The organism is Kocuria sp. CPCC 205260 (assembly GCF_040981045.1).
GTDB classification, from domain to species: Bacteria; Actinomycetota; Actinomycetes; order Actinomycetales; family Micrococcaceae; genus Kocuria; species Kocuria palustris.
Window position 1 is genome coordinate 59,860 of sequence record NZ_JAVKPT010000008.1, and the last position, 26,025, is coordinate 85,884.

24 protein-coding genes, 1 tRNA gene and 1 riboswitch are annotated in these 26,025 nt (G+C 70.3%); of the genes, 15 read left to right on the forward strand and 10 right to left on the reverse strand.

From position 1 onward, the window contains the following. Positions 1 to 44: 44 nt before the first annotated feature. A complete protein-coding gene (locus RF645_RS11475; RefSeq protein ID WP_058870777.1) occupies positions 45 to 707 on the forward strand; it encodes a hypothetical protein in 663 nt (220 codons plus the stop codon). A gap of 126 nt (positions 708 to 833) precedes the next feature. Here RF645_RS11475 and RF645_RS11480 read toward each other — a convergent pair whose 3' ends face one another. The 7 genes from RF645_RS11480 to RF645_RS11510 all read right to left on the reverse strand — a co-directional run bounded on the left by RF645_RS11480 (position 834) and on the right by RF645_RS11510 (position 7,097). After that, complete coding sequence (locus tag RF645_RS11480; RefSeq protein WP_058870776.1) at positions 834 to 2,093, reverse strand: ABC transporter ATP-binding protein; 1,260 nt, start codon at positions 2,091 to 2,093, stop codon at positions 834 to 836. 54 nt (positions 2,094 to 2,147) lie between these two features. After that, positions 2,148 to 2,981: a carbohydrate ABC transporter permease gene (locus RF645_RS11485; RefSeq protein ID WP_058870775.1), complete on the reverse strand. Its 834-nt coding sequence runs from the start codon at positions 2,979 to 2,981 to the stop codon at positions 2,148 to 2,150. Positions 2,982 to 2,985: 4 nt separating this feature from the next. Further along, positions 2,986 to 3,924 (reverse strand): carbohydrate ABC transporter permease, encoded by a 939-nt coding sequence (locus RF645_RS11490; protein WP_058870774.1) that lies wholly within the window; start codon positions 3,922 to 3,924, stop codon positions 2,986 to 2,988. Next, entirely contained in the window at positions 3,921 to 5,219 is a 1,299-nt protein-coding gene (locus tag RF645_RS11495; RefSeq protein WP_058870773.1) for an extracellular solute-binding protein, read from the reverse strand. Before RF645_RS11495 ends, RF645_RS11490 begins: the two co-directional genes overlap by 4 nt. Before the next feature lie 149 nt (positions 5,220 to 5,368). Next, positions 5,369 to 6,391: an AEC family transporter gene (locus tag RF645_RS11500; protein WP_058870772.1), complete on the reverse strand. Its 1,023-nt coding sequence runs from the start codon at positions 6,389 to 6,391 to the stop codon at positions 5,369 to 5,371. A gap of 1 nt (position 6,392) precedes the next feature. Then, positions 6,393 to 6,842 carry an aspartate 1-decarboxylase gene (gene panD / locus RF645_RS11505; protein WP_058870771.1) on the reverse strand — a complete coding sequence of 150 codons (450 nt, stop codon included), beginning with the start codon at positions 6,840 to 6,842 and terminating at the stop codon, positions 6,393 to 6,395. A gap of 184 nt (positions 6,843 to 7,026) precedes the next feature. Beyond that, positions 7,027 to 7,097 (reverse strand) — tRNA-Gly (locus RF645_RS11510). A gap of 78 nt (positions 7,098 to 7,175) precedes the next feature. Between RF645_RS11510 and dcd the strand changes: the two genes are divergently transcribed. Next, a complete protein-coding gene (gene dcd / locus RF645_RS11515; RefSeq protein ID WP_024289791.1) occupies positions 7,176 to 7,757 on the forward strand; it encodes a dCTP deaminase in 582 nt (193 codons plus the stop codon). Between the two features lie 50 nt (positions 7,758 to 7,807). Here dcd and RF645_RS11520 read toward each other — a convergent pair whose 3' ends face one another. Further along, positions 7,808 to 9,178 carry an MFS transporter gene (locus RF645_RS11520; protein ID WP_058870770.1) on the reverse strand — a complete coding sequence of 457 codons (1,371 nt, stop codon included), beginning with the start codon at positions 9,176 to 9,178 and terminating at the stop codon, positions 7,808 to 7,810. 232 nt (positions 9,179 to 9,410) lie between these two features. On the opposite strand from RF645_RS11520, the gene RF645_RS11525 reads away from it, so the two are divergent. The 9 genes from RF645_RS11525 (at position 9,411) to RF645_RS11565 (ending at position 20,284) form a co-directional block, all read left to right on the forward strand. Beyond that, positions 9,411 to 12,635 (forward strand): Na+/H+ antiporter subunit A, encoded by a 3,225-nt coding sequence (locus RF645_RS11525; RefSeq protein WP_058870769.1) that lies wholly within the window; start codon positions 9,411 to 9,413, stop codon positions 12,633 to 12,635. Continuing rightward, positions 12,632 to 13,153: a Na(+)/H(+) antiporter subunit C gene (locus RF645_RS11530; protein WP_024289794.1), complete on the forward strand. Its 522-nt coding sequence runs from the start codon at positions 12,632 to 12,634 to the stop codon at positions 13,151 to 13,153. The genes RF645_RS11525 and RF645_RS11530 overlap by 4 nt, the downstream gene beginning before the upstream one ends. After that, a complete protein-coding gene (locus tag RF645_RS11535; protein ID WP_058870768.1) occupies positions 13,150 to 14,985 on the forward strand; it encodes a Na+/H+ antiporter subunit D in 1,836 nt (611 codons plus the stop codon). Before RF645_RS11530 ends, RF645_RS11535 begins: the two co-directional genes overlap by 4 nt. Beyond that, positions 14,982 to 15,665 (forward strand): Na+/H+ antiporter subunit E, encoded by a 684-nt coding sequence (locus RF645_RS11540; RefSeq protein WP_058870767.1) that lies wholly within the window; start codon positions 14,982 to 14,984, stop codon positions 15,663 to 15,665. Before RF645_RS11535 ends, RF645_RS11540 begins: the two co-directional genes overlap by 4 nt. Then, on the forward strand, positions 15,662 to 16,048 hold the full coding sequence (locus RF645_RS11545; RefSeq protein ID WP_082676849.1) for a monovalent cation/H+ antiporter complex subunit F: 387 nt from the start codon (positions 15,662 to 15,664) through the stop codon (positions 16,046 to 16,048). Before RF645_RS11540 ends, RF645_RS11545 begins: the two co-directional genes overlap by 4 nt. Further along, a complete protein-coding gene (gene mnhG, locus RF645_RS11550; protein ID WP_024289798.1) occupies positions 16,048 to 16,437 on the forward strand; it encodes a monovalent cation/H(+) antiporter subunit G in 390 nt (129 codons plus the stop codon). The genes RF645_RS11545 and mnhG overlap by 1 nt, the downstream gene beginning before the upstream one ends. Before the next feature lie 107 nt (positions 16,438 to 16,544). Continuing rightward, positions 16,545 to 16,826 carry a DUF4235 domain-containing protein gene (locus tag RF645_RS11555; protein WP_058870766.1) on the forward strand — a complete coding sequence of 94 codons (282 nt, stop codon included), beginning with the start codon at positions 16,545 to 16,547 and terminating at the stop codon, positions 16,824 to 16,826. A 145-nt stretch (positions 16,827 to 16,971) separates the two neighbouring features. Beyond that, a riboswitch (TPP riboswitch) is annotated at positions 16,972 to 17,076 on the forward strand. A 113-nt stretch (positions 17,077 to 17,189) separates the two neighbouring features. Next, positions 17,190 to 17,858, forward strand: coding sequence for an ECF transporter S component (locus tag RF645_RS11560; protein WP_201023854.1), 669 nt, complete (start codon positions 17,190 to 17,192; stop codon positions 17,856 to 17,858). Then, positions 17,855 to 20,284, forward strand: coding sequence for an ATP-binding cassette domain-containing protein (locus RF645_RS11565; protein WP_058870765.1), 2,430 nt, complete (start codon positions 17,855 to 17,857; stop codon positions 20,282 to 20,284). Before RF645_RS11560 ends, RF645_RS11565 begins: the two co-directional genes overlap by 4 nt. 10 nt (positions 20,285 to 20,294) lie before the next feature. Here the strand turns inward: RF645_RS11565 and RF645_RS11570 are convergent, their stop codons facing one another. Next, on the reverse strand, positions 20,295 to 20,885 hold the full coding sequence (locus RF645_RS11570; RefSeq protein WP_006213843.1) for a hypothetical protein: 591 nt from the start codon (positions 20,883 to 20,885) through the stop codon (positions 20,295 to 20,297). A gap of 3 nt (positions 20,886 to 20,888) precedes the next feature. After that, positions 20,889 to 21,380, reverse strand: coding sequence for a low molecular weight protein-tyrosine-phosphatase (locus RF645_RS11575; protein WP_058870764.1), 492 nt, complete (start codon positions 21,378 to 21,380; stop codon positions 20,889 to 20,891). A gap of 265 nt (positions 21,381 to 21,645) precedes the next feature. Here RF645_RS11575 and dnaK point away from each other — a divergent pair, with 265 nt between their 5' ends. The 4 genes from dnaK (at position 21,646) to RF645_RS11595 (ending at position 26,025) form a co-directional block, all read left to right on the forward strand. Then, positions 21,646 to 23,505: a molecular chaperone DnaK gene (gene dnaK / locus RF645_RS11580; protein ID WP_368819113.1), complete on the forward strand. Its 1,860-nt coding sequence runs from the start codon at positions 21,646 to 21,648 to the stop codon at positions 23,503 to 23,505. 163 nt (positions 23,506 to 23,668) lie between these two features. Further along, positions 23,669 to 24,262, forward strand: coding sequence for a nucleotide exchange factor GrpE (gene grpE / locus RF645_RS11585; protein ID WP_058870762.1), 594 nt, complete (start codon positions 23,669 to 23,671; stop codon positions 24,260 to 24,262). Positions 24,263 to 24,430: 168 nt separating this feature from the next. Next, positions 24,431 to 25,441, forward strand: coding sequence for a DnaJ C-terminal domain-containing protein (locus RF645_RS11590; RefSeq protein ID WP_058870761.1), 1,011 nt, complete (start codon positions 24,431 to 24,433; stop codon positions 25,439 to 25,441). Between the two features lie 101 nt (positions 25,442 to 25,542). Further along, entirely contained in the window at positions 25,543 to 26,025 is a 483-nt protein-coding gene (locus RF645_RS11595; protein WP_058870760.1) for a heat shock protein transcriptional repressor HspR, read from the forward strand.

The following is a 26,025-nucleotide window of genomic DNA, read 5'->3' on the forward strand; positions in this document are numbered from 1 at the left end:
CGCTAGTCGACGACACCGCCCGCGCTTCGAAGGAGCCGCACTCCATGGCCGAGTCCATCCGCCAGATCCCCGCGAAGTACGGCACCGCCGAACGGGTTCTGCACCCTCGCATCGGCTCGATGGGCCGGCGTCTGCTGGCCTGCCTGCCCACGGTCGTGCTCGGGCTGCTGTGCCTTGCCGTGCTGGGGGTGCGGCGGCCGGCGCCCATGGGGATCATCGTGCTGGTCATCGTCATCATCGGCTGCGCCGTCAGCGCGTGGCGCTGGCTGCGGCCCGTGACCGTGGCGATCACGCCCACCCATGTGCTCGGCTCGCGCACGATCGGCTTCCACACGATGGAGCGGGCGAAGATCGAGCGGCTGGTGGTCGTGGACTCCCTGCGCCGCCCGGCGCGCACCGGCTCCGACGGGACCAAGCGCCGCCGCGGCGTCGCTCGGCCCTACCTGTGGGCGGCCGACGACGCGGGGCGGCGCCTGTTCCGCATGGACGGGACGATCTGGGACCGGAAGTCCATCGACCGCCTCGTGGAGCACCTGGGGGTGAAGACGGAGCGCTTCGCCCAGGCCAGCCCAGCGCACATGGCGAAGACCTGGCCGCGGCTCGTGGGCCCCTTCATGCGCTTCCCGTGGCTGCGTCCCCTGCTCACGGGTCTGGCGGCGATCGCCGCGGTTCTGCTGCTGGTGTGGATGGCCTGGAACCAGGGCTGAGCCGCCGGCCCCGCCGGATCGCCGTGCGGGAATCAGGCGGACGGCCACCCTGCGACCCGGCACGACGACAGCGGCCGGTCCTCCCGTGAGGGGAGGACCGGCCGCTGTCGTCAGGCAGGAGGCGGGTCAGGCCTGCTGGTCGCGCATCCGCGCGATGTCGGCCTTGCGCTCCTCGTTGGCCTCGCGGGTCAGCTCGGCACCGGCCTCCTCGTCGCGGGTGAGGTTCTCGCCGGTCTGCGGGTCGAACACGTGCATCTTGGAGGTGTTCAGCCACAGCCTGGCCTGCGAGCCGCCGCGCACGCGCGAGCTGGCGGGCAGCTCGACGACCACCTGGGCGGGCATCTCATCGGCGTCCAGGTCGCGGGCGAGCTCGTCGAGCTTGTCCTTGACGTCCCGGTCCTGCTCGAACTGCACGTAGCCGTACTGCTGGTTGCCCAGCCACTCCGTGTGCGAGAGCTCGGCATCGAACGTGGCGCCCTTGGCCGACCACGGGGTGTCGGCGACGTCGCGGGCATCCGCGAAGTGCTCCGGGCGCACGCCCAGCACGAGCAGCTCGCCGGCCGAGTCCAGACGGCCCTGGGCGTGGGCCGGGACCGGGATCTCGCCCAGCGGGGTCACGAAGACGTCGCCGTTGCGACGGGCCGGCAGGAAGTTCATCGACGGGGCGCCGATGAACCCGGCCACGAACAGGTTGACGGGCTGCTCGTAGAGCTCGCGCGGAGAGGCGATCTGCTGCAGCTCGCCCTTCTTCAGCACAGCCACGCGGTCGCCCAGGGTCATGGCCTCGGTCTGATCGTGGGTCACGTACAGCGAGGTGATGCCCAGACGGCGCTGCAGCTGCGCGATCTCGGTGCGCATCTGACCGCGCAGCTTGGCGTCCAGGTTGGACAGCGGCTCGTCGAACAGGAAGGCGTCGGCCTCGCGCACGATCGCGCGGCCCATGGCCACGCGCTGGCGCTGACCGCCGGACAGGTTGCCGGGCTTGCGCTCCAGGTGATCGTCGAGATCCAGCAGGCGCGAGGCCTCGCGGACCTTGGCGTCGATCTGGTCCTCGGAGAGCTTGTCCGAGCCCTTGGCCAGGCGCAGCGGGAACGCGATGTTCTCGTACACGGTCAGGAACGGGTACAGGGCGTAGTTCTGGAAGACCATCGAGAGGTTGCGCTCTCGTGGCTGCTTCTCGTTGACGCGGGTCCCGTCGATCCGCAGCTCGCCGTCGGTGATGTCCTCCAGACCCACGACCATGCGCAGGAGGGTGGACTTTCCGCAGCCGGACGGGCCGACGAGGATCAGGAACTCGCCGTCGGCGACGTCGATGCTGACGCCCTTGATGGCGGGGAAGCCGTCGTCGTACTTCTTGACGAGATTGTCGATGGTGATGGATGCCATGGTGCTGTGCGCCTCTCGTGGGGAGGAAGTGTGGTTTCGGGTCCGTGCCGGGGGTCAGCCCTTGACGGCGCCCTGGGTGAGGCCGGCGACGATCTGGCGCTGGAACAGCAGCACCAGCAGGACCACCGGGATGGTGACCACGATCGCGGCGGCGGAGATGGCGCCGGCGGGGTCCTCGAACTGCGAGGCGCCGGTGAAGAAGCCCAGTGCGGCCGGCACGGGGCGGGCCGCCGAGGTCGAGGTCAGGCCGATGCCGAACACGAAGTCGTTCCAGGCGATGAAGAACGCGATGATCGCGGTCGTGAAGATGCCCGGGGTCACCATGGGCACGATCACCTTGCGGAAGGACTGCAGGGTGGTGGCGCCGTCGACCTGGGCCGCGGAGTCCAGATCCCACGGGATCTGCTGGAAGTAGGCCGCCAGCGTCCAGATGGAGATCGGCAGGGTCAGCGACAGGTACGGCAGGATCAGGCCCAGCCAGGTGTCGTAGAGCCCGATCTGGCGCCACATGTTGAACAGCGGGGTCACGATCGACACGACGGGGAACATGGAGACCATGAGCGAGGTCGTGAGGATCAGGGACTTGCCGCGGAAGTCCAGGCGGGCGATGGCGTAGGCGCACAGGGTCGCCAGCACCACGGCGATCGCCGTGGCGATCAGCGTGATGCCGATCGAGTTGCGCAGCGCCGGGACGAAGAGGTCCTGGGCCGAGCCCACGAAGATCATCTCGTAGTTCTCCCACGTGAACTGGGTGGGGATGAACCCGCCCGAGGTCAGGTCCGAGGCGGACTTGAAGGAGTTCATGAGGATCGAGAGCACCGGGAAGAGGCACCACACGAGGACGAGGACGGTGATGACCGCCCAGCCGAGCTTCTGCTTGCCGGTCATGGGATCAGCCCTTCCTTCCGGTGAGATCCACCTTGAAGCCCTTGATGGCCACGACGGCGATCAGCAGGACGCAGATGAACAGGATCACGGAGATCGCCGAGCCGAGGCCGATCTCCAGACGGGTGATCGAGGTGCGGTAGGCCAGCAGCGACAGCGACTCGGTCCCGTACTGGCCGTTGGTCATGATGTAGATGTTGTCGAAGATGCGGAAGGCATCCAGGGCGCGGAAGACGACCGCGACCATGATGGCGGCCTTCATGGAGGGGATGGTCACCTTGACCATGCGCTCCCACCAGCCGGCGCCGTCGACCCTGGCGGCCTCGCCGAGCTCGTTCGGCACCTGCGCCAGGCCCGAGAGCAGCAGCAGGGAGATGAACGGCGTGGTCTTCCAGATCTCGGAGGCCATGATCACCAGCAGCGCGGACCAGCTCTGGCCGAACCAGTTGAAGTCCGGGCCGATGACCGGCAGCCAGGCGAACCACGAGTTCACGTAGCCGGTGTTGATGTCGAAGGCGTAGAACCAGGCGAAGGCCGACACGACCGTGATGATGCCGTAGGGCACCAGGATCACGGTGCGCAGCAGGCCGCGCAGCTGCTTGATCGCCGAGTGCATGACCAGCGCCAGCGCGAAGCCGAGCACGAGCTCCACGGCGACGGTCACGAGCGTGATGAGCAACGTGACCCACAGGTCCTTCCAGAACACACCGTCCGTGAGGACCGTCCAGTAGTTCTGGAGGCCGATGAACTCGCGGTCATCCGGGGCCGTGAGGCGGTAGGAGAACAGCGAGTCGAACAGCGCCTGGATGATGGGGTACATGGTCACCAGCAGCATGACCGCGAAGGCCGGTCCGGCCAGCAGCCAGCCGAGGCGGCGCTCGGACTTCAGCCGGTCGGAGACCGGGGCGGAGGCGGGCCGTCGGCGGCCCTGAGTCGAGGTGCTCACAGCAGCGACTCTCCCTTCAGGACGGAGTCGATGAACTCCTGCGAGTTCGCCGGGGTGTTCTCGTTGACCTCATGGATCGGGGTCCACTCCTGCTGGATGCCGGAGGAGATCTCGTTGTAGTACGGGGTCTGCGGGCGCGGGGCGGCGCTGTCCAGGGACTCGCGGATAGCCTCGTACATGGGGTAGGCCTCCTGCACGGCCTTGTCCTCGTAGGCAGAGGAGGAGGAGGCGGGGTTGCCGTCGGAGACCATGTACTGCGCCTGGTTGGCCGGGTCCGAGATGCACTCGATGGCCTCCCATGCCAGGTCCTGGTTCTCGGAGCTGGCGCCCACGCCCAGGTTGATGCCGCCCAGCGGGGGAGCCGACGGGGTGTCCGCGTCCACGCGGGGCCAGGTGGTCCAGGCGATGTCGTCCATCACGGACTGCTCGACCGAGCCCTCCGCGACAGCGCCCTGGGTGGCGGAGTAGATGAACGGCCAGTTGACCATGAACGAGCCCTTCTCGCCGCGGAACTGCTCCATGGCGGCGTTCTCGTCCTGGGTGTCGATGCCCGGACCGCCCAGTCCCTCCTCGCCGATCGTCCCGACGATGCCTGCGGCCTTGCCCCCGGCCTCGGAATCGAGCGCGAGCTCCAGGGTGTCGACCGAGGCGGGGTCGCCCTCCACGATCGAGCCGCCGGCGGACTCCACGAGGCTGTTGACCCACACGGTCATGGACTCGCCCTGCACGCCCTGCACTCCCAGGTACTTGTCCTGGTCCTTCGCGGCCGTGATGATCTGCTCCCACGTCACGGGCTGGGTCATGTCCAGCCCGGCGGCCTCGGCCACGGACTTGCGGTACCACAGCAGCTGCGTGTTGGCCCAGAACGGGATGGAGACGTACTCGCCGTCCCACTGCGCACCGGCCTGGGCGCCCTCGAGGGTGTCCTGCGTAGCTGTCTCCACGAGCTCCTGCGGCGGTGCGGCCAGGAAGCCCGGCTCGGCCAGCTCGGGGATGAAGGGCGGGTCCAGGGACATGATGTCCATGGACCTGTCGCCGGCAGCCAGGCGGCGGGCCAGCTGCTCGCGCTGCGTGGCGGCATCGCGCGGCAGCAGCGAGGTGGTGATGGTGTACTTCCCGCCCGAGTCCGCGGAGCACTGCTCGGCGATCGTGGCCTGCCCCCCGTTGTCCGGGTTGATGTACCACGTCAGCTCGGTGGGACCGCCATCATCCGATGCGCAGCCCGCCAGCATCAGTGCTCCGATCGAGGCGAGCGCTGCGGTGCGCAGCCTTCGCCGATGGTGCTCTGCTCTCACGAGGTTCCTCCGTGTGCTCGATTCGTGCGAGGCGCACCGTGGACACGGCAGGCACCTCCACGGCCCAGAATACTCCCAGATGTGAATTGGCACACAATCATCTGGGCGAGTCCCCGAAAGTCGCGCAACGGCAGGTGAACGGGGGCGGCTCAGGCGAGCAGCAGGGCCACGACGGCCATGGTCCCCATGGCGGCCACGGAGGTCACGAGCACGACGTCGCGGGTCACGGCCTCAGCGCTGCGATAGCGCACGGCCGCCACATAGACGTTCTGCGCCGTCGGCAGCGCCGCCATCAGGACCACGCCGTAGAGCATGGCGGGGTCCAGGCCCAGGGCGAGGCCGAACAGCCAGGCCAGGACGGGCTGGGCGATCAGCTTCAGCGCGGAGAGCAGCGCGACCTCCTGGCGGTGGGCGCGAGTGCCCTGCAGCGGGCGGTGGGAGACCAGCGACATCCCGAACGCGGCGAGCATGCACGGGATGGCCGCCCCGGAGATCAGCTCGATCGGCTGGTGGGCCACGGTCGGCAGCTGCCAGCCGGTGGCCGAGAAGACCACGCCGAGCAGCGAGCCCAGGATCATGGGATTCGTGGCCACAGAGCGCAGCAGCGACAGCGGGTTCGGGCGGCGCCCGAGCACTGCGATGTCCATGAGGGCCAGGTAGATGGGCGTGTAGATCGCCAGCTGGAACAGGATCACGGGCACGACGGCCGAGGCATCGCCGAGCACGAAGGTCGTCAGCGGGATGCCCAGGTTGGCGGAGTTGACCATCGAGGCGGACTGTCCGGACATGATCACGGAGCCCAGCCGCGCGCGTCCGCCCTGGGCGCCGCGGCGCTCGATGGAGCTGCCGTCGTCGTCGGCCGAGGGGAGGCTCTGCGCGGCCCGATCCCGTTGATCCCGCCGCCGCAGGGCGCGCCGTGCGAAGGCGAAGCCCCACCACAGCGAGGCGGTGGCCCAGGCGGAGACCAGGGCCACGAGCAGCGGGGCGGAGAAGATCTGGGAGACGTCCGCCCCGGAGACCGTCAGGAACAGCAGGCAGGGGGAGGCCACCCAGAAGGAGAAGGCGCTCAGGGAGCGCTGGCCGGCATCGCCCAGGATCCCCGCGCGGTAGACGATGGCCCCCACCAGGATGATGATCCAGATGACCGCGAATCCCGCGAGGACCCCGGCCATCTCAGCCGCGCTCGCCCAGCTCGGCGCGCGCGTCCGGGGAGCTCACGGCGTGATCGGGGGTCTTCACGTCCCCGACGACGGCCTCGGCGGGGTCCTGTCCCAGGTGCACGATGCGGTTGCCGGCATCCACATGGACGACATGCGGCTCGTACGTGCGGGCCTCCTGGTCGTCCATCTGGGCGTAGGCCATCAGGATCACGAGGTCGCCCACGGACACGAGGTGGGCGGCGGCGCCGTTGATGCCGATCACGCCCGAGCCGCGCTCGCCGGGGATCGTGTAGGTCTCCAGGCGCGCCCCGTTGGTGATGTCGACGATGTGGACCAGCTGGCCCGGGAGGATGTCGGCGGCCTCGAGCAGGTCCAGGTCGACGGTCACGGAGCCCACGTAGTGCAGATCCGCGTGGGTCACGGTCGCGCGGTGGATCTTGCCGGTGAACATGGTGCGCAGCATGGCTGCCTTTCACGAGACGCGAGCAGGGGTGCGGGGAAGCTCGGATGCCGCTGACGGCATATGCGTGTGGCGTCGGGGCTGCGGCCGCACGAAGCGCCCCGTCCGCAGCGGGACGGGCCTTTCCGATGAGAAGCGCCCGCAGACCGGAGGGTCTGCGGGCGCGGTCGGCGCAGGCCGACGAGAGAGCGGCTGACGGGAATCGAACCCGCGTATCAGGCTTGGGAAGCGTGCGCTCTACCATTGAGCTACAGCCGCGCGACGAACGCCGACTCTAGCGCAGTCCACGACACGGCGCCAATGCGTCGGGCGCCCGCGTGGACTACCGTGGCAGCCGTGCTGCTCTCCGATCGCGATATCCGCGCCGAGCTCGAGGCCCAGCGGGTCCGGCTCGAGCCCTGCGACCTCGACCTCATCCAGCCCTCGAGCATCGACGTCCGCCTGGATCGATGGTTCCGGCTCTTCGACAACCACAAGCACGCCGTGATCGACCCGTCGATCGAGCAGCCGGGGCTGACCCGGCTCGTGGAGGTGGATCCGGAGGAGCCCTTCGTGCTGCATCCCGGCGAGTTCGTGCTGGGCTCCACCTACGAGTGCGTGAGCCTGCCCGACGACATCGCCGCCCGGCTCGAGGGCAAGTCCTCGCTGGGGCGCCTGGGCCTGCTGACGCATTCGACCGCGGGCTTCATCGACCCGGGCTTCTCGGGGCACGTGACCCTCGAGCTGTCCAACATGGCCACGCTGCCGATCAAGCTGTGGCCGGGCTCGAAGGTCGGGCAGCTGTGCTTCTTCCGGCTGTCGTCGTCCGCCGAGGAGCCCTACGGCACGGGGGATCACCAGAACCGCTACCAGGGCCAGCGCGGACCCACGGCCTCGCGCTCGCACCTGAGCTTCCACCGCACGCAGCTGCCGCGCTGAGGAGCACTCGGGCGGTGCGGGCTGCTGTGCGCAGCCGCATGCTGCAGGACTCAGGCGGTGTGCGCGGTGGAGACCGCTTCGGCGGCGGCCACGGCGGGCCGGGGCCGCGTGGGCAGCCCGATCATCATGAGAAGGCCCAGCAGGACGACGGCCACGATGCCCAGGATCCCGTAGCGCTGTTCACCGAAGACGCCGATGGCCGTCCCGAACAGCAGTGGGGCCAGGAAGCTCACCGCACGCCCGGTCGTGGCGTAGAGCCCGTAGAGGGAGCCCTCCGTGCCCTCGGTGGTCAGCCGCCCCAGATAGGACCGCGACGAGGCCTGGGCCGGGCCGACCGCCACGCACAGCGCCAGGCCGCAGACCCAGAAGGCCCCCTTGCCCTCGAGCAGCATCAGGGCGGTGCCGGCCACGGCGACCAGGGCCAGTGCGGCGACGATCACCGGCTTGGGACCCAGGCGGTCGTCGAGCTGGCCGCCCAGCAGTGCACCGAGGCCCGCGATCAGGTTGCCCGCGATCGCGAAGATCATGACCTCGGTGAGGCTGAACCCGAAGGTCCCCGCAGCGATCAGGCCGCCGAAGGCGAACACGGCGGACAGGCCGTCGCGGAACACGGCCGAGGCCGCGAGGAAGTGCAGCGCCCGACGATCTGTGCGCCAGAGGTGGACCACCATGCGCACGATCTCCCGGTAGGGAGCCAGAGCTCCGCCGCCGGTGCCCGGGACCCGGTGGCTGGGACACCGGACTTCGATGCGGCGCAGGCTCACGATCAGCGGGACAGCCAGGACGACGCACCACACGGCGCAGAACAGGGCGACCGCCCGGACGTTGAGGGCCTCGTCCGTGGGCAGCCCCACGAAGCCGGGCGTGATGAAGCCGAACAGCACGAACGCGGTGGCCAGGATCGAGAAGATGTAGCCGACAGCCCAGCCGCGTCCGCTGACGCGTCCGATCGACTCCGGGGAGGTCAGCCCGGGAAGGGCCGCGTAGTAGTCCACGACGGCGAGCTCCTTGGCCGCGTTGGCGGCGCTGAGCAGGACGACGCCGAGCATGAGCAGCTGCTCCTCGGGGCGCACGAGGAAGCAGGCTGCCGTGCACGCCGCGCAGATCCCTGTGAACACGGCGATGCCGGTCGATCGGCGGCCGCTGCGGTCGGAGAGCCAGCCGATCAGCGGAGCCGCCACGGCGATCATCACCGCGGCCACGACCGTTCCCCGGGACAGCATCTGCGTGGCGTGCTCGGTGCTGCCGAAGGACCCTGACGTCAGGTACGTCCCGAAGACGAACGTGATCATCAGCGCATCGATCACGGAGATCGCGGCGTCGTAGAGGTACCAGGAGCGCAGGGCGCCGGGCCCGGCGGGGGACAGCGGAGCAGGGGGAACCGTCGGATCGACGGCCGCGGGCCGCGCAGTGGATTCCATGATGCTGAAGACTAGGGGTGACGGCGGCCGTCGGACGATTTCGCGACAAGGTGAAGGTGGCCCTGGGCACGGCGGGGCCTGCCGGCGAGTTGGTAGTCTGCTGGGCAGTTCCCCGCAAGACGACCCCGCAAGACGACTTACGAGCCGCTGCCCTCGTCGCCGGTCCCTCGACCGATCGGCCGGCCTGCAGAGCCGCTGGTCGTCGACTCCTCGAGCCGCAACGGAGGCGCACGTGCTGGCAGTGCTGATAGCCCACGCAGCCATCGCTCTGCTCGCACCGCTCCTGTTCACCCGCTTCGGCCGGTCCGCCTTCTACGTCATCGCGGCGGTGCCGGCGGCCTCGTTCATCTGGGTGCTGCTGCAGGGCGGGGCCGCGCATTCCGGGCAGTGGCAGCAGGTGATCCCCTGGCTGCCCACCATGGACCTGGCGATCGCCCTGCGCACCGACTCCCTGGCGTGGGTGATGTCGCTGATCGTGCTGGGCATCGGTGCGCTCGTGCTGGCCTACTGCGCCCGCTACTTCTCGGAGGACTCTCCGGACACGGGCTCCTTCGGCGCGCAGCTGGTCGCCTTCGCCGGGGCCATGTACGGGCTCGTCGTGGCCGATGATCTCCTGCTTCTGTTCATCTTCTGGGAGATCACGACCGTCCTGTCGTTCCTGCTCATCGGGTATGCCCGCGTCCGGCTCTCGGCTCGTCGCGCCTCCATGCAGGCCCTGATCATCACGACCGCCGGCGGCCTGACCATGCTCGTGGGCGTCATCCTGCTGGGGCAGAGCGCCGGCACCTACCGGATCTCCGAGCTCGTGGCCATGGGTCCGCAGCTGGCCTCGCACGGGCCGATCATCGACGTCGCGATCGCGCTGCTGCTCGTGGGCGCTGTAACCAAGTCGGCGCTGATCCCGTTCCACTTCTGGCTGCCCGAGGCCATGGCCGCCCCCACGCCCGTCTCGGCCTACCTGCACGCCGCCTCCATGGTGAAGGCCGGCGTCTACCTGGTGGCCCGGCTGGCCCCGGGCTACTCGGACACCGCCGCCTGGCAGCCCATGCTGCTCACGCTGGGCGTCGGCACCATGGTCTTCGGCGGCTGGGTCGCCATGCGCCAGTACGACCTCAAGCTGCTGCTGGCCTACGGCACCGTGTCCCAGCTGGGCTTCATGATCCTGGTCCTGTCCGTCGGCACCCCCGACGCCGCCCTGGCCGGCATGGCGCTGCTCGTGGGCCACGCGCTGTTCAAGGCGACCCTCTTCCTCACGGTCGGGATCATCGACCACGAAACCGGCACCCGAGACATCCGCAAGCTCTCCGAGGTCGGTCGCCAGATGCCCGTCCTGCTGGTCGTGGCGATCATCGCGGCGGCCTCGATGGCAGGCGTCCCGCCGTTCGGGGGCTTCGTGGCCAAGGAGGCCGTGCTCGGCACCCTGCTCCACGACGTCCAGGCGGACACGGGAGACGCCCTGGCCTGGATCCGCCTGCTCGGCGTGATCCTCGGCTCGGTGTTCACCGTCGTGTACTCGGCCCGCTTCGTGTGGGGCGCCTTCGGGGTCAAGCGCAGCGCGTTCGCCCAGCTGCCCACGGGCGAGGACGGCCGGCCCATGCGCACCCCGGCCCACCACGCAGCCCGCTCCTTCGTGGCCCCTGCCGTGGTGCTCACCGTCCTGACGATCGTCTACGGCTTCGTGCCCGGACCGGTCGAGCACTCGCTGCTGCCCTGGGTGGGCGAGTTCGCCGGCGAGGCCACGCTGCACCTGGCGCTGTGGCACGGCATCAACGGCGCGCTGCTGATCTCGCTGGGGATCATCGCGCTCGGGCTCCTCATGCACGCCAATCGCCGCACGCTGGCCGCGGTGCTGCACTCCCTGCCGCACATGACCCCGGCCGAGCGGATCTACCGCGAGGTCATCGACTCCCTGGACAAGCTGGCTGTGTGGGTCACGGGCAAGACCCAGAGGGGCTCGCTGAGCTTCTACCTCTCGGTCATCCTGATCACGGCGATCGTCGTGCCGGTCACCGTCCTGTTCCTCTACGAGACCCCGCCGCTGGGCTCCATGCGCATCGCGGACTCGTGGGGACAGCTCGTGGCGGCCGCGCTGATCATCGGCGCGTGCCTGGCCGTGCTGCGCGCGGGCAAGCGCTTCCTGGCCGTGCTGCTCGTCTCCGTGACGGGCTACGGCCTGGCGCTGACCTTCGCCCTGCAGGGCGCTCCGGACCTCGCGCTGACCCAGACCCTCGTGGAGACCATCGCCCTGGTGGCCTTCGTGCTGGCGCTGCGGACCCTGCCGGCGCCCGTGTGGGACCGCAAGGCCGATCGCACCCGCCTGCCGCGGGCCATCATCGCGATCCTCTTCGGCGGCTTCATGATGCTGCTGGCGGCCTTCTCCATGGCCTCGCGCACCGAGTCCCCGGTCTCGTTCGCCATGCCGCGGCTGGCCTACGAGGAGGGCGACGGCGCGAACGTCGTGAACGTGCTGCTCGTGGACATCCGCGTGTGGGACACGTTCGGGGAGATCTCCGTGCTGGTCCTGGCAGCCACCGGCATCGCCTCGCTGATCTTCGTGCTCGGGCGCCGGGACCGCCCGCACGCCACGGCTCAGCCCAGCACCGGGCAGATCCGCCAGATCCGCCAGCGCGCCGAGATCACCGCGCGCAGCTTCGAGACCGAGTTCGACCGCGCCTCGCGGTCCTTCCGCGGCGACGAGGACGATCCCTACATAGTGGCCGGGCGCACGCTGTCCCCGGAGCGGCGCTCGATCGTGCTCGAGATCGTGACCCGGCTGCTGTTCCACACGATCATCATGGTCTCGCTGTACTTCCTGATCGCCGGTCACAACCTCCCCGGCGGCGGATTCGCCGGCGGCCTGACCGCCGGTCTGGCGCTCACGCTGCGCTATCTCGCGGGCGGGCGCTACGAGCTGTGGCGCTCGACGCCCATCAACGCGGGCACCATGCTGGGCCTGGGCCTGGCCATTGCCGCGGTCTACGCCATAGCCCCGATCTTCTTCGGCGGCTCGATCATGCAGAGCTACACGTTCGAGTGGACCTGGCCGATCATCGGCGAGGTGAAGTTCGTGACCGCCATGATCTTCGATGTCGGCGTCTACCTGGTGGTCGTGGGCATGGTCCTGGACGTCCTGCGCTCGCTCGGCGGGCAGATCGATCGGCACACCGAGGACGAGGCGCTGCGCCGCCGTCGTCGTGCCGCCGGTCGCGGCGGTGCCCGCATCCGCGTGGTGCGCCGCCCCTCCTCGGACCCGGGCAGCACCGGGGCGATCACCGTCCTGCGCGAAGAGGCCAGCGACGACGTCGACCTGACCAAGAGCGACGCCACGCAGGACGTCACCGTCTCCGAGACCGACCTCAAGGACTTCGGCGGCGGGGGCATGGACCGGCAGCAGATCCTCAGCGCCGGCAAGCGCACGAGCACCGATGACGACCGGACGGGGGAGGGACGACGATGAGCCTGAACCTCACCATGCTGGTGGTCATGGGCGTGCTCTACGCCGTGGGCGTCTACATGCTGCTCGAGCGCTCGCTGACCCGCGTGCTGCTGGGCATCATGCTGCTGACCAACGGCACCAACCTGCTGCTGCTGCACACCGGAGGGCTGCCAGGGCGCTCGCCGCTCTACGACTCAGGTCTGGACCCGAGGGCCTACTCGGACCCGCTGCCGCAGGCGCTCGTGCTCACGGCGATCGTGATCGGCTTCGCGATCACCGCGTTCCTGCTCGGCATGATCTACCGCTCCTGGGTGCTCTCCCATCGCGATGAGATCACTGACGACGCCGAGGACCGCCGCGTGGCAGTCCAGTCGTCGTACGACGAGGAGCTGGACGCCGAGGTGCCCGAGGAGGACTCGGAGTTCGACGACGACGAGATCGACAAGCACGAGAAGGAGAGGGCCGAGGAGCTGGCACGCCACCGCAGGGAGCATGAGTCCGCTGAGCGGCGGCGTCAGCGCAAGGAGGGACGGCGGTGAGCTTCGACATCATCCAGCTCGCTCCGCTGGCCATCGTCCTGCCCTTCCTGGGCGCGGCGCTGTCGCTGGTGCTGGTGCGCCGCAACCGGGCCCAGCGCTTCGTGGCGATCGTGTCGCTGTCGCTGACGCTGCTGGCCGAGTGCCTCGTGCTGGCCACGGCATGGGAGTCGGCCCCCACCTCGATCAACATCGCCGGGTGGCAGGCCCCGTTCGGCATCGTGCTGGTCGTGGACCAGCTCTCGGCCATCATGCTCGTGGTCTCGACCCTGGTCTCGCTGGCGGTGCTGCTGTTCGCGACCGGGCAGGGCATCGCCGACGGCGACGACGACGGCCCCATCTCGATCTTCTACCCCACGTTCCTGATCCTGGTCGCAGGCGTCTCGAACGCGTTCCTGGCGGGTGATCTCTTCAACCTGTACGTGGGCTTCGAGATCCTGCTGATGGCCTCCTACGTCCTGATGACCATGGGCGGCACGGCCCAGCGCATCCGGGCCGGCGTGACCTACGTGGTCGTCTCCGTGATCTCCTCGGTCCTGTTCCTGATCGCCATCGCGATGATCTACGCGGCCACCGGCACCGTGAACATGGCGGATCTGGCCGTGAAGCTCGGCGATCTGCCGGTGGGCACGCAGATGCAGCTGCACCTGATGCTGCTGATCGCCTTCGGCATCAAGGCCGCGGTCTTCCCGCTGTCGTTCTGGCTGCCCGACTCCTACCCCACGGCCTCGGCACCCGTCACGGCCGTGTTCGCGGGACTGCTCACCAAAGTCGGCGTCTATGCGATCATCCGCACGGAGACGCTGCTGTTCCCCGGGGACAGAGCGGACCAGCTGCTGCTGTGGGTCTCCCTGCTCACCATGGTCGTGGGCATCCTGGGAGCGCTGGCCCAGATCGACATCAAGCGACTGCTGTCGTTCACGCTGGTCAGCCACATCGGCTACATGATCTTCGGCATCGCGGTCGGCTCGCAGACCGCGCTGGCCGCGGTGCTCTACTACGTGGTCCACCACATCATCATCCAGACCAGCCTGTTCCTGGTGGCCGGTCTGATCGAGCGCCGGGGCGGGTCGACCAATACGGACCGCCTGGGCGGTCTGGTCGGGCTGTCACCGCTGCTGGCCCTGCTGTTCATGATCCCCGCGCTGAACCTGGGCGGCATCCCGCCGTTCTCCGGCTTCCTGGGGAAGGTGGGCCTGATCCAGGCGGGCACCGACCAGGGCGGCTGGGCCATCTGGGTCGTGATCGCCGGCTCCGTGCTCACCTCGCTGCTGACGCTGATGGCCCTGATGCGCATCTGGAACAAGGCGTTCCTGCGCGCCCCCGACGACGCCGACTACCCGGATCCGGTCCTGCTGGTCTCCCGGGACGAGGCACGGGAGCACGGGCCCCGCAGCGCCGCCTCGGTGTCCATGGAGGCCGAGGGCGGCGGCCGGTGGGCCGGTCGCAGCAACGTGCAGCTCATGCCGTTCTTCATGGTGATGCCCACCGGGATGCTCGTGGCGGTCGGGGTCGCCCTCACGGTCTTCGCGGGACCGCTGTTCTCGGTGGCCGACAACGCCGCGGAGAACCTCATGCACCCCGAGCGCTACGTCGAGGCGGTCTTCGGCGACGAATCGGGACCGCGCGGCGTCGTGGACGACGGCGAGGACCCGAGCTCCGACGACCCTGCCGCACCGAGCGTGCCGGAGGGCGAGCAGTACGGGGAGGATGTGGGCGAGGACAGCGGCGCCGGCATCCAGCGCGAGGTCTACGACGGCACGGATTCGCGGCCCTCGGCCGAGGCCGACGCGCAGCGGCAGGGCTCCGAGCAGTCCGAGGAGGCAGATCAGTGAGCTCGACAGCGACATCCCGCGGGTCCTCATCCGCCCGGCCCCGGCGGCGCGAGCACCGCTGGGCCGTGGAGATCCCCCTGATCCTGTGGCTCATGCTCGTATGGGCCGTGCTGTGGGGCGAGCTGACGGCCAAGAACCTCCTGGTGGGACTCGTGCTGTCCCTGCTGGTCACCCGGGCGCTGGCACTGCCGCCCGTGCAGCTGTCCAGCCGCTTCAACGTGCTGCACGCCGTGACCCTGTTCGTCACCTTCCTGTGGCAGGTCATCCGCGCCAGCTTCGAGGTCATGTGGACCGTGATCGCCCATGGGCCCAGGGCCTCCTCGTCGGTGACCGCCGTGCAGATGCGCTCGCACTCCGATCTGATCCTCACGGCCACCGGAAGCACCATGGGACTGATCCCGGGCTCGGTGCTGCTGGAGGTGGACCGTCCGAACGCGACCCTCTACTTCCACGTCCTGGACGTGCACGACGACGAGGACATCGAGCACTTCCGGGAGTCCGTGCGCAACACCGAGGCTGCCTGGATCCGCATGATGGGCTCTCCGGAGGACTACGCCGCGCTGCGGCGCGAGGACGCCCAGAAGGGCCGTGGACTCAACCCCCGGGCCGTGCTGCGCAGCTGGGCGGGCTACGCCCACAGATCGAAGGCCGAACGACGGGATGAGGAGCAGAGCCGATGAGCACCATCGTCATGGCCGTGTGCCTCGTGATGCTCGCCGGTGGGGCCGCCGGCGTGCTGTACCGACTGGTGAAGGGACCCTCGCTGCTGGACCGCGTGCTCTCCAGCGACGTCCTGCTCTCCGTGGTGGTCGCCGCGATCGCCCTGGAGATGGTCTGGAGCGATCACTCCGACTACATGATGGTCATCGTGACCGTCTCGCTGCTGGGCTTCATCGGCTCGGTGTCTGTGGCGCGGTTCGTCCAGCCCACGCGGCCACGGAAGACGGGCCAGACCGATGAGGGCGCCACCAAGGAGCCGGTCGAGGGCGAGCGGGCCGAGCAGGATCACCGGCCCGCCCCGATGCAGAAGCCCGCCCCGTCCGAGAAGGAGGGACACCGCTGATGGATCCCATGGACCTCGTGCTCGACATCGTCGTGGGCGTGCTGCTGCTCGTGGGCTGCCTCATGTCCCTGACGGCCGGCCTCGGCCTGATCCGGCTGCCGGACGTCCTGTCGCGGATGCACGCGGCCACCAAGCCGCAGGTGCTCGGTCTGCTGTGCATGCTGCTGGCCGTGGTGATCCACTCCCGCGAGTGGACGCTGCTGCCGCTGGCCCTGCTGGGCTGGGCCCTGATGCTGCTCACGGCGCCGGTCTCGGCGCACATGGTGGGGCGCTCGAGCTATCGGACCAAGCACGTGCTCGATGAGACGCTGATCGCCGATGACCTGGCCGCAGCCCTGGACGAGGCCGACACCGCCGAGTCGCAGGGCGGCGCGGACCGCCCGTCGTGATCCGCAACGGCTCGCCGAGCGCGCTAGGGTGAGCACCGAACCTCCGGCGCCGGCTGAGGCGCCGGTTCCGCGATCTCCCGAGTGGCTCACTCGGGGTAGGAGATGACATGAACCCCAAGATCATGGGACTCATCGGCACCGGCGCGTCCGTGCTGGGCGTGCAGGCCGCCACAAAGGGCCTCGACGCCACGTGGAAGAAGGTCACCGGCCGCCAGGTCCCGTCCAAGGGCGACGACCCCCGTGAGGACCGCTGGCTCGACATCGTCCTGTTCGCCGTGGTCAGCGGTGTGCTGACCACGGTCGTGCGGACCCTGGTCAACCGCCAGGTCGCCGAGCAGCGCGAGAAGGCCGAGCTCAAGGCGCAGGAGAAGGCCAAGGGCCGCGGCTGATCTCGACCGGTCCGGGCTGGCCGCTGCGCGCGGCCTGCTGATCGATGGCGAAGGCGCCGGGAGCCGTGTGCTCCCGGCGCCTTCATCCGTTCCGGGTCCGGCTGAGGGTGACCTGCATGTGCTGCGCGTTTGGCGTAGGATCCCAGGCACACGACAGGGGAGCGCCCGAGGGCGCTGAGAGTGCGGTCCGCCGCAGACCCTCGAACCTGCTCCGGCTAGCACCGGCGAAGGAAGTCGAGCATCTCGGAGGTGCTTCTCGCGCGTTCCTGCGGGCGCCCGCCCACGCAGCATCGCGCGAGAAGCGCTTCTCCCCTCCTGATGACAGGGGCGCCGCGGCGTCCCCGGGCCCCCAGGAGGACCACCATGACGCAGCATCGCAGCACCAGTCAGATGAGCAGCGGATCCGGCCTCGATACGCGCTCGGACCGCGACCCCGGAACCTTCGGCTCCCCGCAGCGCAGCGCGCGCTCCCGCCTGAGGTGGCGCGTGCTCGACCTCGTGGTCCTCGCAGTGCTGGCCGCCGCCTGCGGCGTGATCTTCTGGGCCTGGTCCGCTCTGGTCTACCCCCTCTCCCAGGCCGTCACGGTCGGCTATCCCCCGGCGGGCGGCCTGCTGGTCGGCGGATGGCTGATGGCCGGACCGCTGGCCGCCCTCATCATCCGCCGCCCCGGCGCAGCACTGGCCTGCGAGCTGCTGGCGGCGTGCTTCGAGGGGCTGCTGGGCACCCACTTCGGCATGACGGTCGTGCTCTCCGGTCTCATCCAGGGCGCGGCGGCGGAGGCCGTCTTCCTGGCCGCCGGGTACCGCCGCTTCGGCCCGGTCGTGGCCGTGGCCTCGGGCGCTGCCGCCGGAGCGCTCGGGACACTGACCGAGTGCCTGATCTACTACTACGAGTGGCCGATGGCCCACCAGGCGGTCTACGTCGTGCTGGGCACGGTGTCCGGGGCGGTCATCGCCGGTCTTGCCATGTGGGCACTGACGCGCGCTCTGCGCTCCACAGGAGTGCTCTCGGGCCTGGCCTCCGGTCGATGACCGCTCGCACGCACGGAGCCGACAGGGCCGTGCGCGGCGGAGCCGCCGTGTTCGCGCGCGGCTTCGGCTGGCAGCCGGAGGGTCGGAAGACCCCAGCCATCGAGCAGGTGGACCTCGAGATCCCCGCGGGGCAGCGCGTGCTGCTGCTGGGCGCCAGCGGCTCGGGCAAGTCCACGCTGCTGCACGCCCTGGCGGGCGTGCTCCCGGACACCGAGGACGATGCCCCCGGGCCGGGGCCCGACGGCGGTCGCGCAGCGCCCTCCGGAGGCAGCGGCCCGCGCGGCGAACTGCTCGTGGACGGACAGCCCGCAGCCCAGCGCGGCGTCGTCACCGGCCTGCTCCAGCAGGATCCGGAGTCCTCGATCCTGCTGGCCAGGGCCGGCGACGACGTCGCGTTCGGCCCGGAGAACCTGGCCGTGCCCGCCGAGGAGATCTGGGACCAAGCCGATGCCGCCCTGCGGGCCGTGGGGCTGGAGATCTCCCGCAGCCGGGACACCTCGGCGCTGTCCGGCGGGCAGCAGCAGCGCCTCGGCCTGGCCGGCATCACCGCCATGCGCCCGCGCCTGCTGCTGCTCGACGAGCCCACGGCCAACCTGGATCCAGAGGGGGTGGTGACCGTCCGCAGGGCGGTCGAGTCGGTGGTCGAGGACACCGGGGCCACACTGATCGTGGTCGAGCACCGCACCGAGGTCTGGGCGGATCTGGTGGAGCGCGTCGTGGTCCTGGGGCCGCGGGGAGTGCTGGCCGACGGGAGCCCCGAGGACGTCCTCGGCGCCCGAGGGGCCCAGCGCGAGCAGCTGCGCCGCGCCGGCATCTGGCTGCCGGGCCAGCGCGCCGCCGCGGTCGCCCCGGCCCCCGCCCCCGGTGAGCTGCTCCTGCGCGCCGACGGGCTCGAGGTCTCACGCGAGCAGCCCTCGCAGCGCCTGCTCTCCCGCCGCCGTCGCCGCGTGCGCCGCGGTGACGCGGTGCCCGACGGGGCCTGGGCCGGCGCCCCGGCGGCGCAGCCGGTGGACCTGCGCCTGCGCGCCGGCAGCGCGTTCGCGCTGACCGGGCCGAACGGCGCCGGGAAGTCGACGCTGGCCCTGACGCTGGCCGGTCTGCTCGTGCCGAGCGCCGGTATGGTGCGCGCTGCCGGCAGCCTCGCCGGAGGGCTGCCGAACGATCCTTCGGTATGGTCCGGCCCGGAGCTTGTGGAGCGCATCGGCACGGTCTTCCAGGAGCCCGAGCATCAGTTCCTCACCGGCACGGTGCGCGAGGAGCTCGCCGTGGGCCCGCGCCGGGCCGGGGTCCCCGAGGACGAGATCGCCCGCCGCGTGGATGAGCTGCTCGAGCGGCTGCATCTTTCGGCCCACGCCGAGGCCAATCCCTTCACCCTCTCCGGGGGTCAGAAGCGCCGCCTCTCCGTGGGCACGGTGATGGCTGCAGCACCCCAGATCCTCATCCTGGACGAGCCCACCTTCGGGCAGGACGCAGTGACCTGGGCGGCCGTCGTCGAGTTGCTGGCCGAGCAGGTGCGGCAGGGCCGCTGCGTCGTGGTCGTGACCCATGACGATGACCTGGTCCGCGCCTTAGGAGCCGAGGAGATCGCGGTGCGACCCCGGACCCGGCCGACGGAGGAAGCGCGGCCCACGAGCGCGCCCGCTCGGCAGCGGGGCGCCCTGGCTCGCCGCGACGCCCTGGCCAAGCTCGGGGCCGTCGCGGTGCTGAGCCTGGCGCTGCTGCTCTCGGCGGATCCCGTGACCTCCGGACTGATCCTGGCCGTGGAGCTCGTGGGCCTGGCTGCGATCGGCCAGCGGCCCGGTGCTCTGCTGCTGCGGATCTGGCCCCTGCTGGTGGCCGCCCTGCTCTCGGGCTGGGGCACCGCGGTTCTCTCGGATGCCGGCGGGCACCTGTGGGTGAGTGCCGGGCCCCTGCAGCTGACCTCGGGCTCGATCGCCGCCGGGGCCGCGATCGCGCTGCGTGGGCTGGCCCTGGCCCTGCCGGGCGTCATGCTGCTGCTGAGCACCGACCCGACCGATCTGGCCGACAGGCTTGCCCGGACCATGCGGCTGCCGGTGCGGGTCGTGCTGGCCGCGCTCGTGGGGCTGCGCCTGGTCACGGTCATGATCGACCAGTGGCAGGTGCTCGTGACGGCTCGTCGGGCACGCGGCGTCGGCGGCTCCCGAGCCCCCCTGGCGGCGGTGCGGGAGCTGGGCGGGCGCGCGTTCGGGCTGCTCGTGCAGTCCCTGCGGCGGGCCTCGCGGCTGGCCGTGACCATGGAGGTGCGCGGCTTCGGCGGGGTGGTGGACGCCGGCAGCCGCACCTGGGCTCGACCTCTGCGCTTCGGACGGGCCGATGCCCTGCTGCTGGGGGTCGCGGTTGCAGCGGCGGCGGCCGCGCCGGCGGTCTCCGAGCTGCTGGGGACCCACCGCTTCATCTGGCAGTGAGGCCGAGGGCTCAGCCGGTGGGGCCGGGCTGGATGATGGTGGCGGACTCCCACACGGGATCGCGCTGCAGGTAGTCCAGCTCCTGCTGGGCCCACATGTCCCAGTAGGGCTCGAAGCCGCTGTCGCGGTTCAGGGCGCGCTCCCGGCGCTGGGCCTCCGGCAGCTCGACCCACACGGAGACGTCGAGGACCTCTCGCGCCGGTGCGCTGCAGGCTCCCACACCCTCCAGGACCACGATCTCCGCAGCACGGGTCAGCCGCGGTCCGCCCGGCGAGTCGGCCAGCCAGTCCCACGCCGTCCAGTAGGCGTCCCGGCCGTCGCGCAGCGGGGAGAGGATGGACTCCTCGTACATGGCGATGCCCCGATCCAGGCCGTCCCAGCCCGGGTAGAGGTCCTCGAGGTGGAAGACCACGACATCTCGGGTCACGGACAGCACCTGCGCGAGCTGCCCGGCCAGCGAGGTCTTGCCCGCTCCGGAGCGCCCGTCGATCCCGATGAGGTGGGGCCGGTGGATCGGCTCGGTGAGCTGATGCATGAGGGCGATGCCCGAGGGGTTGCGCTCGGCGATCGCGGGGTCCATGTGCAGCTCGACGTCCTGCATGGCTCAGGCCCCTGCCTGTTCGCGGGCGTGCTCGACGATCCCCGGCAGCGCGTCGACGACCATCTCCCACGTGCTCTCGAAGCCCTCGGCCCCGCCGTACCAGGGGTCCGCCACGCCCTGCTCGGACTCGGGCAGATCGGCGGCCTGCGGGTCGAAGGAGCGGTACAGACGCACCCGGTCCTGGGCGCCCTCCGGGGCCATGGCGCGCAGGGCCCGAGCGTGCTCAGGAGTCATGGCCAGCAGGAGGTCGTGGTCCTCGAACCACTGCAGGGTGACCTGGCGGGCGCTGTGCCCGGAGGGATCGAGCCCCTCGCGCTCGAGCACCCGCGCCGCCCGGGGGTCCACGGGGTTGCCGTGCTCCTCGTCCGAGATGCCCCCGGAGTCCACCTCGACCGATGAGGCGAGCCCGGCGCGATCGAGCTCGCGCTCGAGGGCCAGCTCGGCCATCGGCGAGCGGCAGATGTTGCCGGTGCACACGACTGCGATGCGATACATGCGCTCCAGTGTAGGCGGCATGCATGTGCGGCGTATGAGCGGGCCCTGACGAGCGCGGGACAGCGGAGTGCACGGGCACATCGGAAAGTTGATACGAACTGACTCAAGTCTTCTTGACATGAAGGTTGGCAGGGCTATACTTGAGTCCAGAAAGCTCAACGAGAGGCCGTCCGGGGCTGAAGGATCCGGCAACCGCTCGCAGATTGAGCACCGCAGAACAGATCCGAAAGCCCCGTCAGAGGCTTCGGCAGAAGGAGGAACCACCATGGCTCGAGCAGTCGGCATCGATCTGGGCACCACCAACTCCTGCGTCGCAGTGCTGGAGGGCGGCGAGCCCGTCGTCATCGCCAACGCGGAGGGCGCCCGCACCACCCCGTCGGTCGTCGCCTTCTCCAAGGACGGCGAGACCCTCGTGGGCGCCGTCGCCAAGCGACAGGCCGTCACGAACGTCGATCGCACCATCGCCTCGGTCAAGCGCCACATGGGCACGGACTGGACGACCACGATCGACGACAAGAAGTACACCCCGCAGGAGATCTCGGCCCGCACGCTCATGAAGCTCAAGACGGACGCCGAGTCCTACCTGGGCGACGACGTCACGGATGCGGTCATCACCGTCCCCGCCTACTTCAACGACGCCGAGCGCCAGGCCACCAAGGAGGCCGGTGAGATCGCGGGCCTGAACGTCCTGCGCATCATCAACGAGCCCACCGCGGCTGCCCTGGCCTACGGCCTGGAGAAGGGCAAGGAGGACGAGAACATCCTCGTCTTCGACCTCGGCGGCGGCACGTTCGACGTCTCCCTGCTGGAGGTCGGCAAGGACGACGACGACTTCTCCACCATCCAGGTCGCGGCCACCGCCGGCGACAACCGCCTGGGCGGCGATGACTGGGATCAGCGCATCGTCGACTGGCTGCTGGAGCAGGTGAAGTCCAAGACCGGCGCGGATCTGTCCAAGGACAAGATCGCCCTGCAGCGCCTCAAGGAGACCGCCGAGCAGGCCAAGAAGGAGCTGTCCTCCGCCTCCTCGACCAACATCTCGCTGCAGTACCTCTCCGTCACCAGCGAGGGCCCGGTGCACCTGGATGAGACCCTGACCCGCGCCAAGTTCGAGTCCCTGACCTCGGATCTGCTGGCCCGCGTGGAGAAGCCCTTCCGGGATGTCATCTCGGAGGCCGGGATCAAGGTCTCGGACATCGACCACGTGGTCCTCGTGGGCGGCTCGACCCGCATGCCCGCGGTCGTGGAGAAGGTCAAGGAGCTCTCGGGCGGCAAGGAGCCCAGCAAGAGCGTCAACCCGGATGAGGTCGTCGCGATCGGCGCCGCCATCCAGGCAGGCGTGCTCAAGGGCGACCGCAAGGACGTGCTGCTGATCGACGTGACCCCGCTGTCGCTGGGCATCGAGACCAAGGGCGGCGTCATGAACAAGCTGATCGAGCGCAACACGGCCATCCCGACCAAGCGCTCGCAGGTCTACACGACCGCCGAGGACAACCAGCCCTCGGTCTCGATCCAGGTCTTCCAGGGCGAGCGGGAGTTCACCCGGGACAACAAGAACCTGGGCACGTTCGAGCTGACCGGCATCGCGCCGGCCCCGCGCGGCGTGCCGCAGATCGAGGTCACCTTCGACATCGACGCCAACGGCATCGTGCACGTGTCCGCCAAGGACAAGGGCACCGGCACCGAGCAGTCCATGACGATCACCGGCGGCACCTCGCTGTCCCAGGAGGACATCGATCGCATGGTCAAGGATGCCGAGGCCAACGCCGAGTCGGACAAGAAGCGCCGCGAGGCCGCGGACATGCGCAACAACGCCGAGCAGCTGGCCTACTCGACCGAGAAGCTCGTCAAGGACAACGACGAGAAGCTCTCGGACGACGTCAAGACCGAGGTCCAGGCGGACATCGACGCGGTGAAGACCGCGCTCGAGGGCGACGACGACTCCGCCGTGGAGTCGGCCGTCGAGAAGCTGCAGGGCTCCATGGGCAAGATCGGCGAGGCCGTGTACTCGCAGGACGGCGCCGAGGGCGCTGCCGCAGGCGAGCAGCCCGCTCAGGACGAGGACGAGGACATCGTCGACGCCGAGGTCGTGGACGATGAGACGGACGACTCCTCCTCGAAGTGACCCGCACCTGAGGCTCGCCCGAGCGCCGCGCAGGATCCGTCGCCCAGCAGCGACGGACCTGCGACGGCGCCGGGCGGGCCTCACCCGCATCCGCACCCCGTCGTGCGCCGCAGCCGCAGGCCGAGCGGCCGGGCACGGCGACCCACCGCTTGAGGAGCCAGATATGACCACCAACCCAGAGGATCCGCGCTCGCAGGGCCAGGAGCCCGGCGATTCCGAGCAGCCCGCTCAGGATCAGGAGCAGACCTCGGCAGAGCAGCCGCTGACCCCGGAGGACGTCCTGGGCGCGGAGCAGACCGAGGAGGCCCGCCAGGCCGATCAGGACCAGCAGCCCGAGGGCGATGACCTCGCCCGCGAGCGCCTCGAGGACCTGCGCCGCCTGCAGGCCGAGTTCGTGAACTACAAGAACCGCACCGCGCGCGAGCGCGAGCAGCTGCGCGACCACGTCGTCGCCGATGTCATCGGCTCGCTGATCCCGGTGCTCGACGACATCGACGCCGGCCGCCAGGCCGGGGAGATCACCGACGGCCCCTTCGCGCGGATCTCCGAGAAGCTCGAGGACACGCTGCAGCGCAGCGGCCTGGAGCGCGTGGGCGCGGTCGGGGAGGCCTTCGACCCGAACGTGCACGAGGCCGTGCTGCAGCAGCCGGCCGAGGGCGTCGAGGCGGATCACGTCTCGCTTGTGCTGCGCTCCGGCTTCCGCGTCGGCGGGCGCGTGGTGCGCGCGGCCCAGGTGGCCGTGGCCCCGGGCGAGTGAGCCCGAGCGCTCACGAGCACCGCGCCCCGAGCCGCCGCCTGCGGCTCGAGCACCTGAGCTGACGGGGCCGTCCGCCTCGGCGGGCGGCCCCGTCAGCTCCCCGGCAGGCCCCGAAGAAGCGGGCCGGCCGCACACCGACACCGTCAACTGCCCCTGAAAGGAGGCGTCATGGCCAGTCAGGACTGGATCGACAAGGACTTCTATGGCGTTCTGGGCGTCTCCAAGGACGCGACCGACGCCGAGATCAAGAAGGCCTACCGCACGCTCGCCAAGAAGCATCACCCGGATCGCCACCCCGGTGACCCGGAGGCGGAGGCCCGCTTCAAGGAGATCTCCGAGGCGCACGACGTCCTCGCAGACCCTGAGGAGCGCCAGCAGTACGACCAGATCCGCGCCATGGGCTCCGGCGCCCGCTTCGCCGGCGGCTCCGGAGGCGGGGGCTTCGAGGACCTGTTCGGCGACGCCTTCGGAGGGGGCGGGCGCACCCGCACCCGCTACACCACCACCGGCGGCGGTGGAGGCTTCAGCTTCGAGGACCTCTTCGGAGGCGGCGGCTTCGGCGGTGGGGGCTACAGCGGCGGCTACAGCGCCGGAGGCTTCGACGGCTACGAGTCCCCTCAGCCGCCTGCCAAGGGCGAGAACCTCACCACATCCACGCTGATCTCCTTCGACGACATGCTCAAGGGCACCACGGTGCGGCTGCGCCGTGGCGACGGCGAGACCACCACGGTCAAGGTCCCGCAGGGCGTGCGCGACGGGCAGAAGCTCAAGCTGCGGGGCAAGGGCCACAGCGGCCCGGGCGGCCCCGGCGATCTGATCCTCACGGTCAAGGTCGGCGGCCACCCCGTCTTCTCCCGCAAGGGAGACACCGACGACCTCCAGGTGACGGTGCCGATCTCCTTCCCGGAGGCCGCGCTCGGTGCCACCGTGCAGGTCCCCAAGCCGACCGGAGGCACCGTGTCGCTGCGCATCCCCGCCGGGACGTCCTCGGGACGCCGCTTCCGCGTGAAGGGCCAGGGCGTGCACTCGTCCAAGGGCCAGGGCAACCTGATCGTCACGGTGGAGGTGGCGGTGCCGGCCGATCTCGACGAGGCTTCCCGCAAGGCGGTCGAGGACTTCGCCGCCGCCACCGCCGGCGAGGATCCTCGGGCCAAGCTCATGGAGCGCGCCGGCGCGTGAGCCGGCTCCGGGCCCGGCCTCGCGCCGCGGACCCGGGAACGCTCCCGGGTCCCCCCGCCGGGACACTGGAACCCCATCATCTGGAAAGGAACGTGAGTGCAATGGCTCTCGACGCGGACAAGCCGCTGTTCGTGATCTCCGTGGCCGCCGAGCTGGCGTCCATGCACCCGCAGACCCTGCGCCAGTACGACCGCCTCGGACTCGTGCGCCCGTCCCGGGCGCCTGGGCGCGCCCGGCGCTACTCCCAGCGCGATGTGGAGAAGCTGCGCCAGGTCCAGGAGCTGTCCCAGGATGGCGTCTCCCTGCAGGGGATCAAGCGCATCATCGAGCTCGAGAACCAGGTCGCCGCCCTGCAGCACCGGGTCACCGAGCTCACGCAGGAGCGCGACGAGGCCCTCGAGCAGCTGGAGTCCGATCAGTCCGTGTTCGCGGCCATGCCCTCCGGCGAGATCGTGCGCCTGCCCCGCGGCAGGCGCCGCCTGCCGACCGAGCGCCCCGAGCTGTCCAGCTCCCGGGCGCTGATGCTCTACCGCCCGAGCCGCGCCCAGGGGCGCGCCTCCGCGACGGAGCGGCAGCGGCCCTGA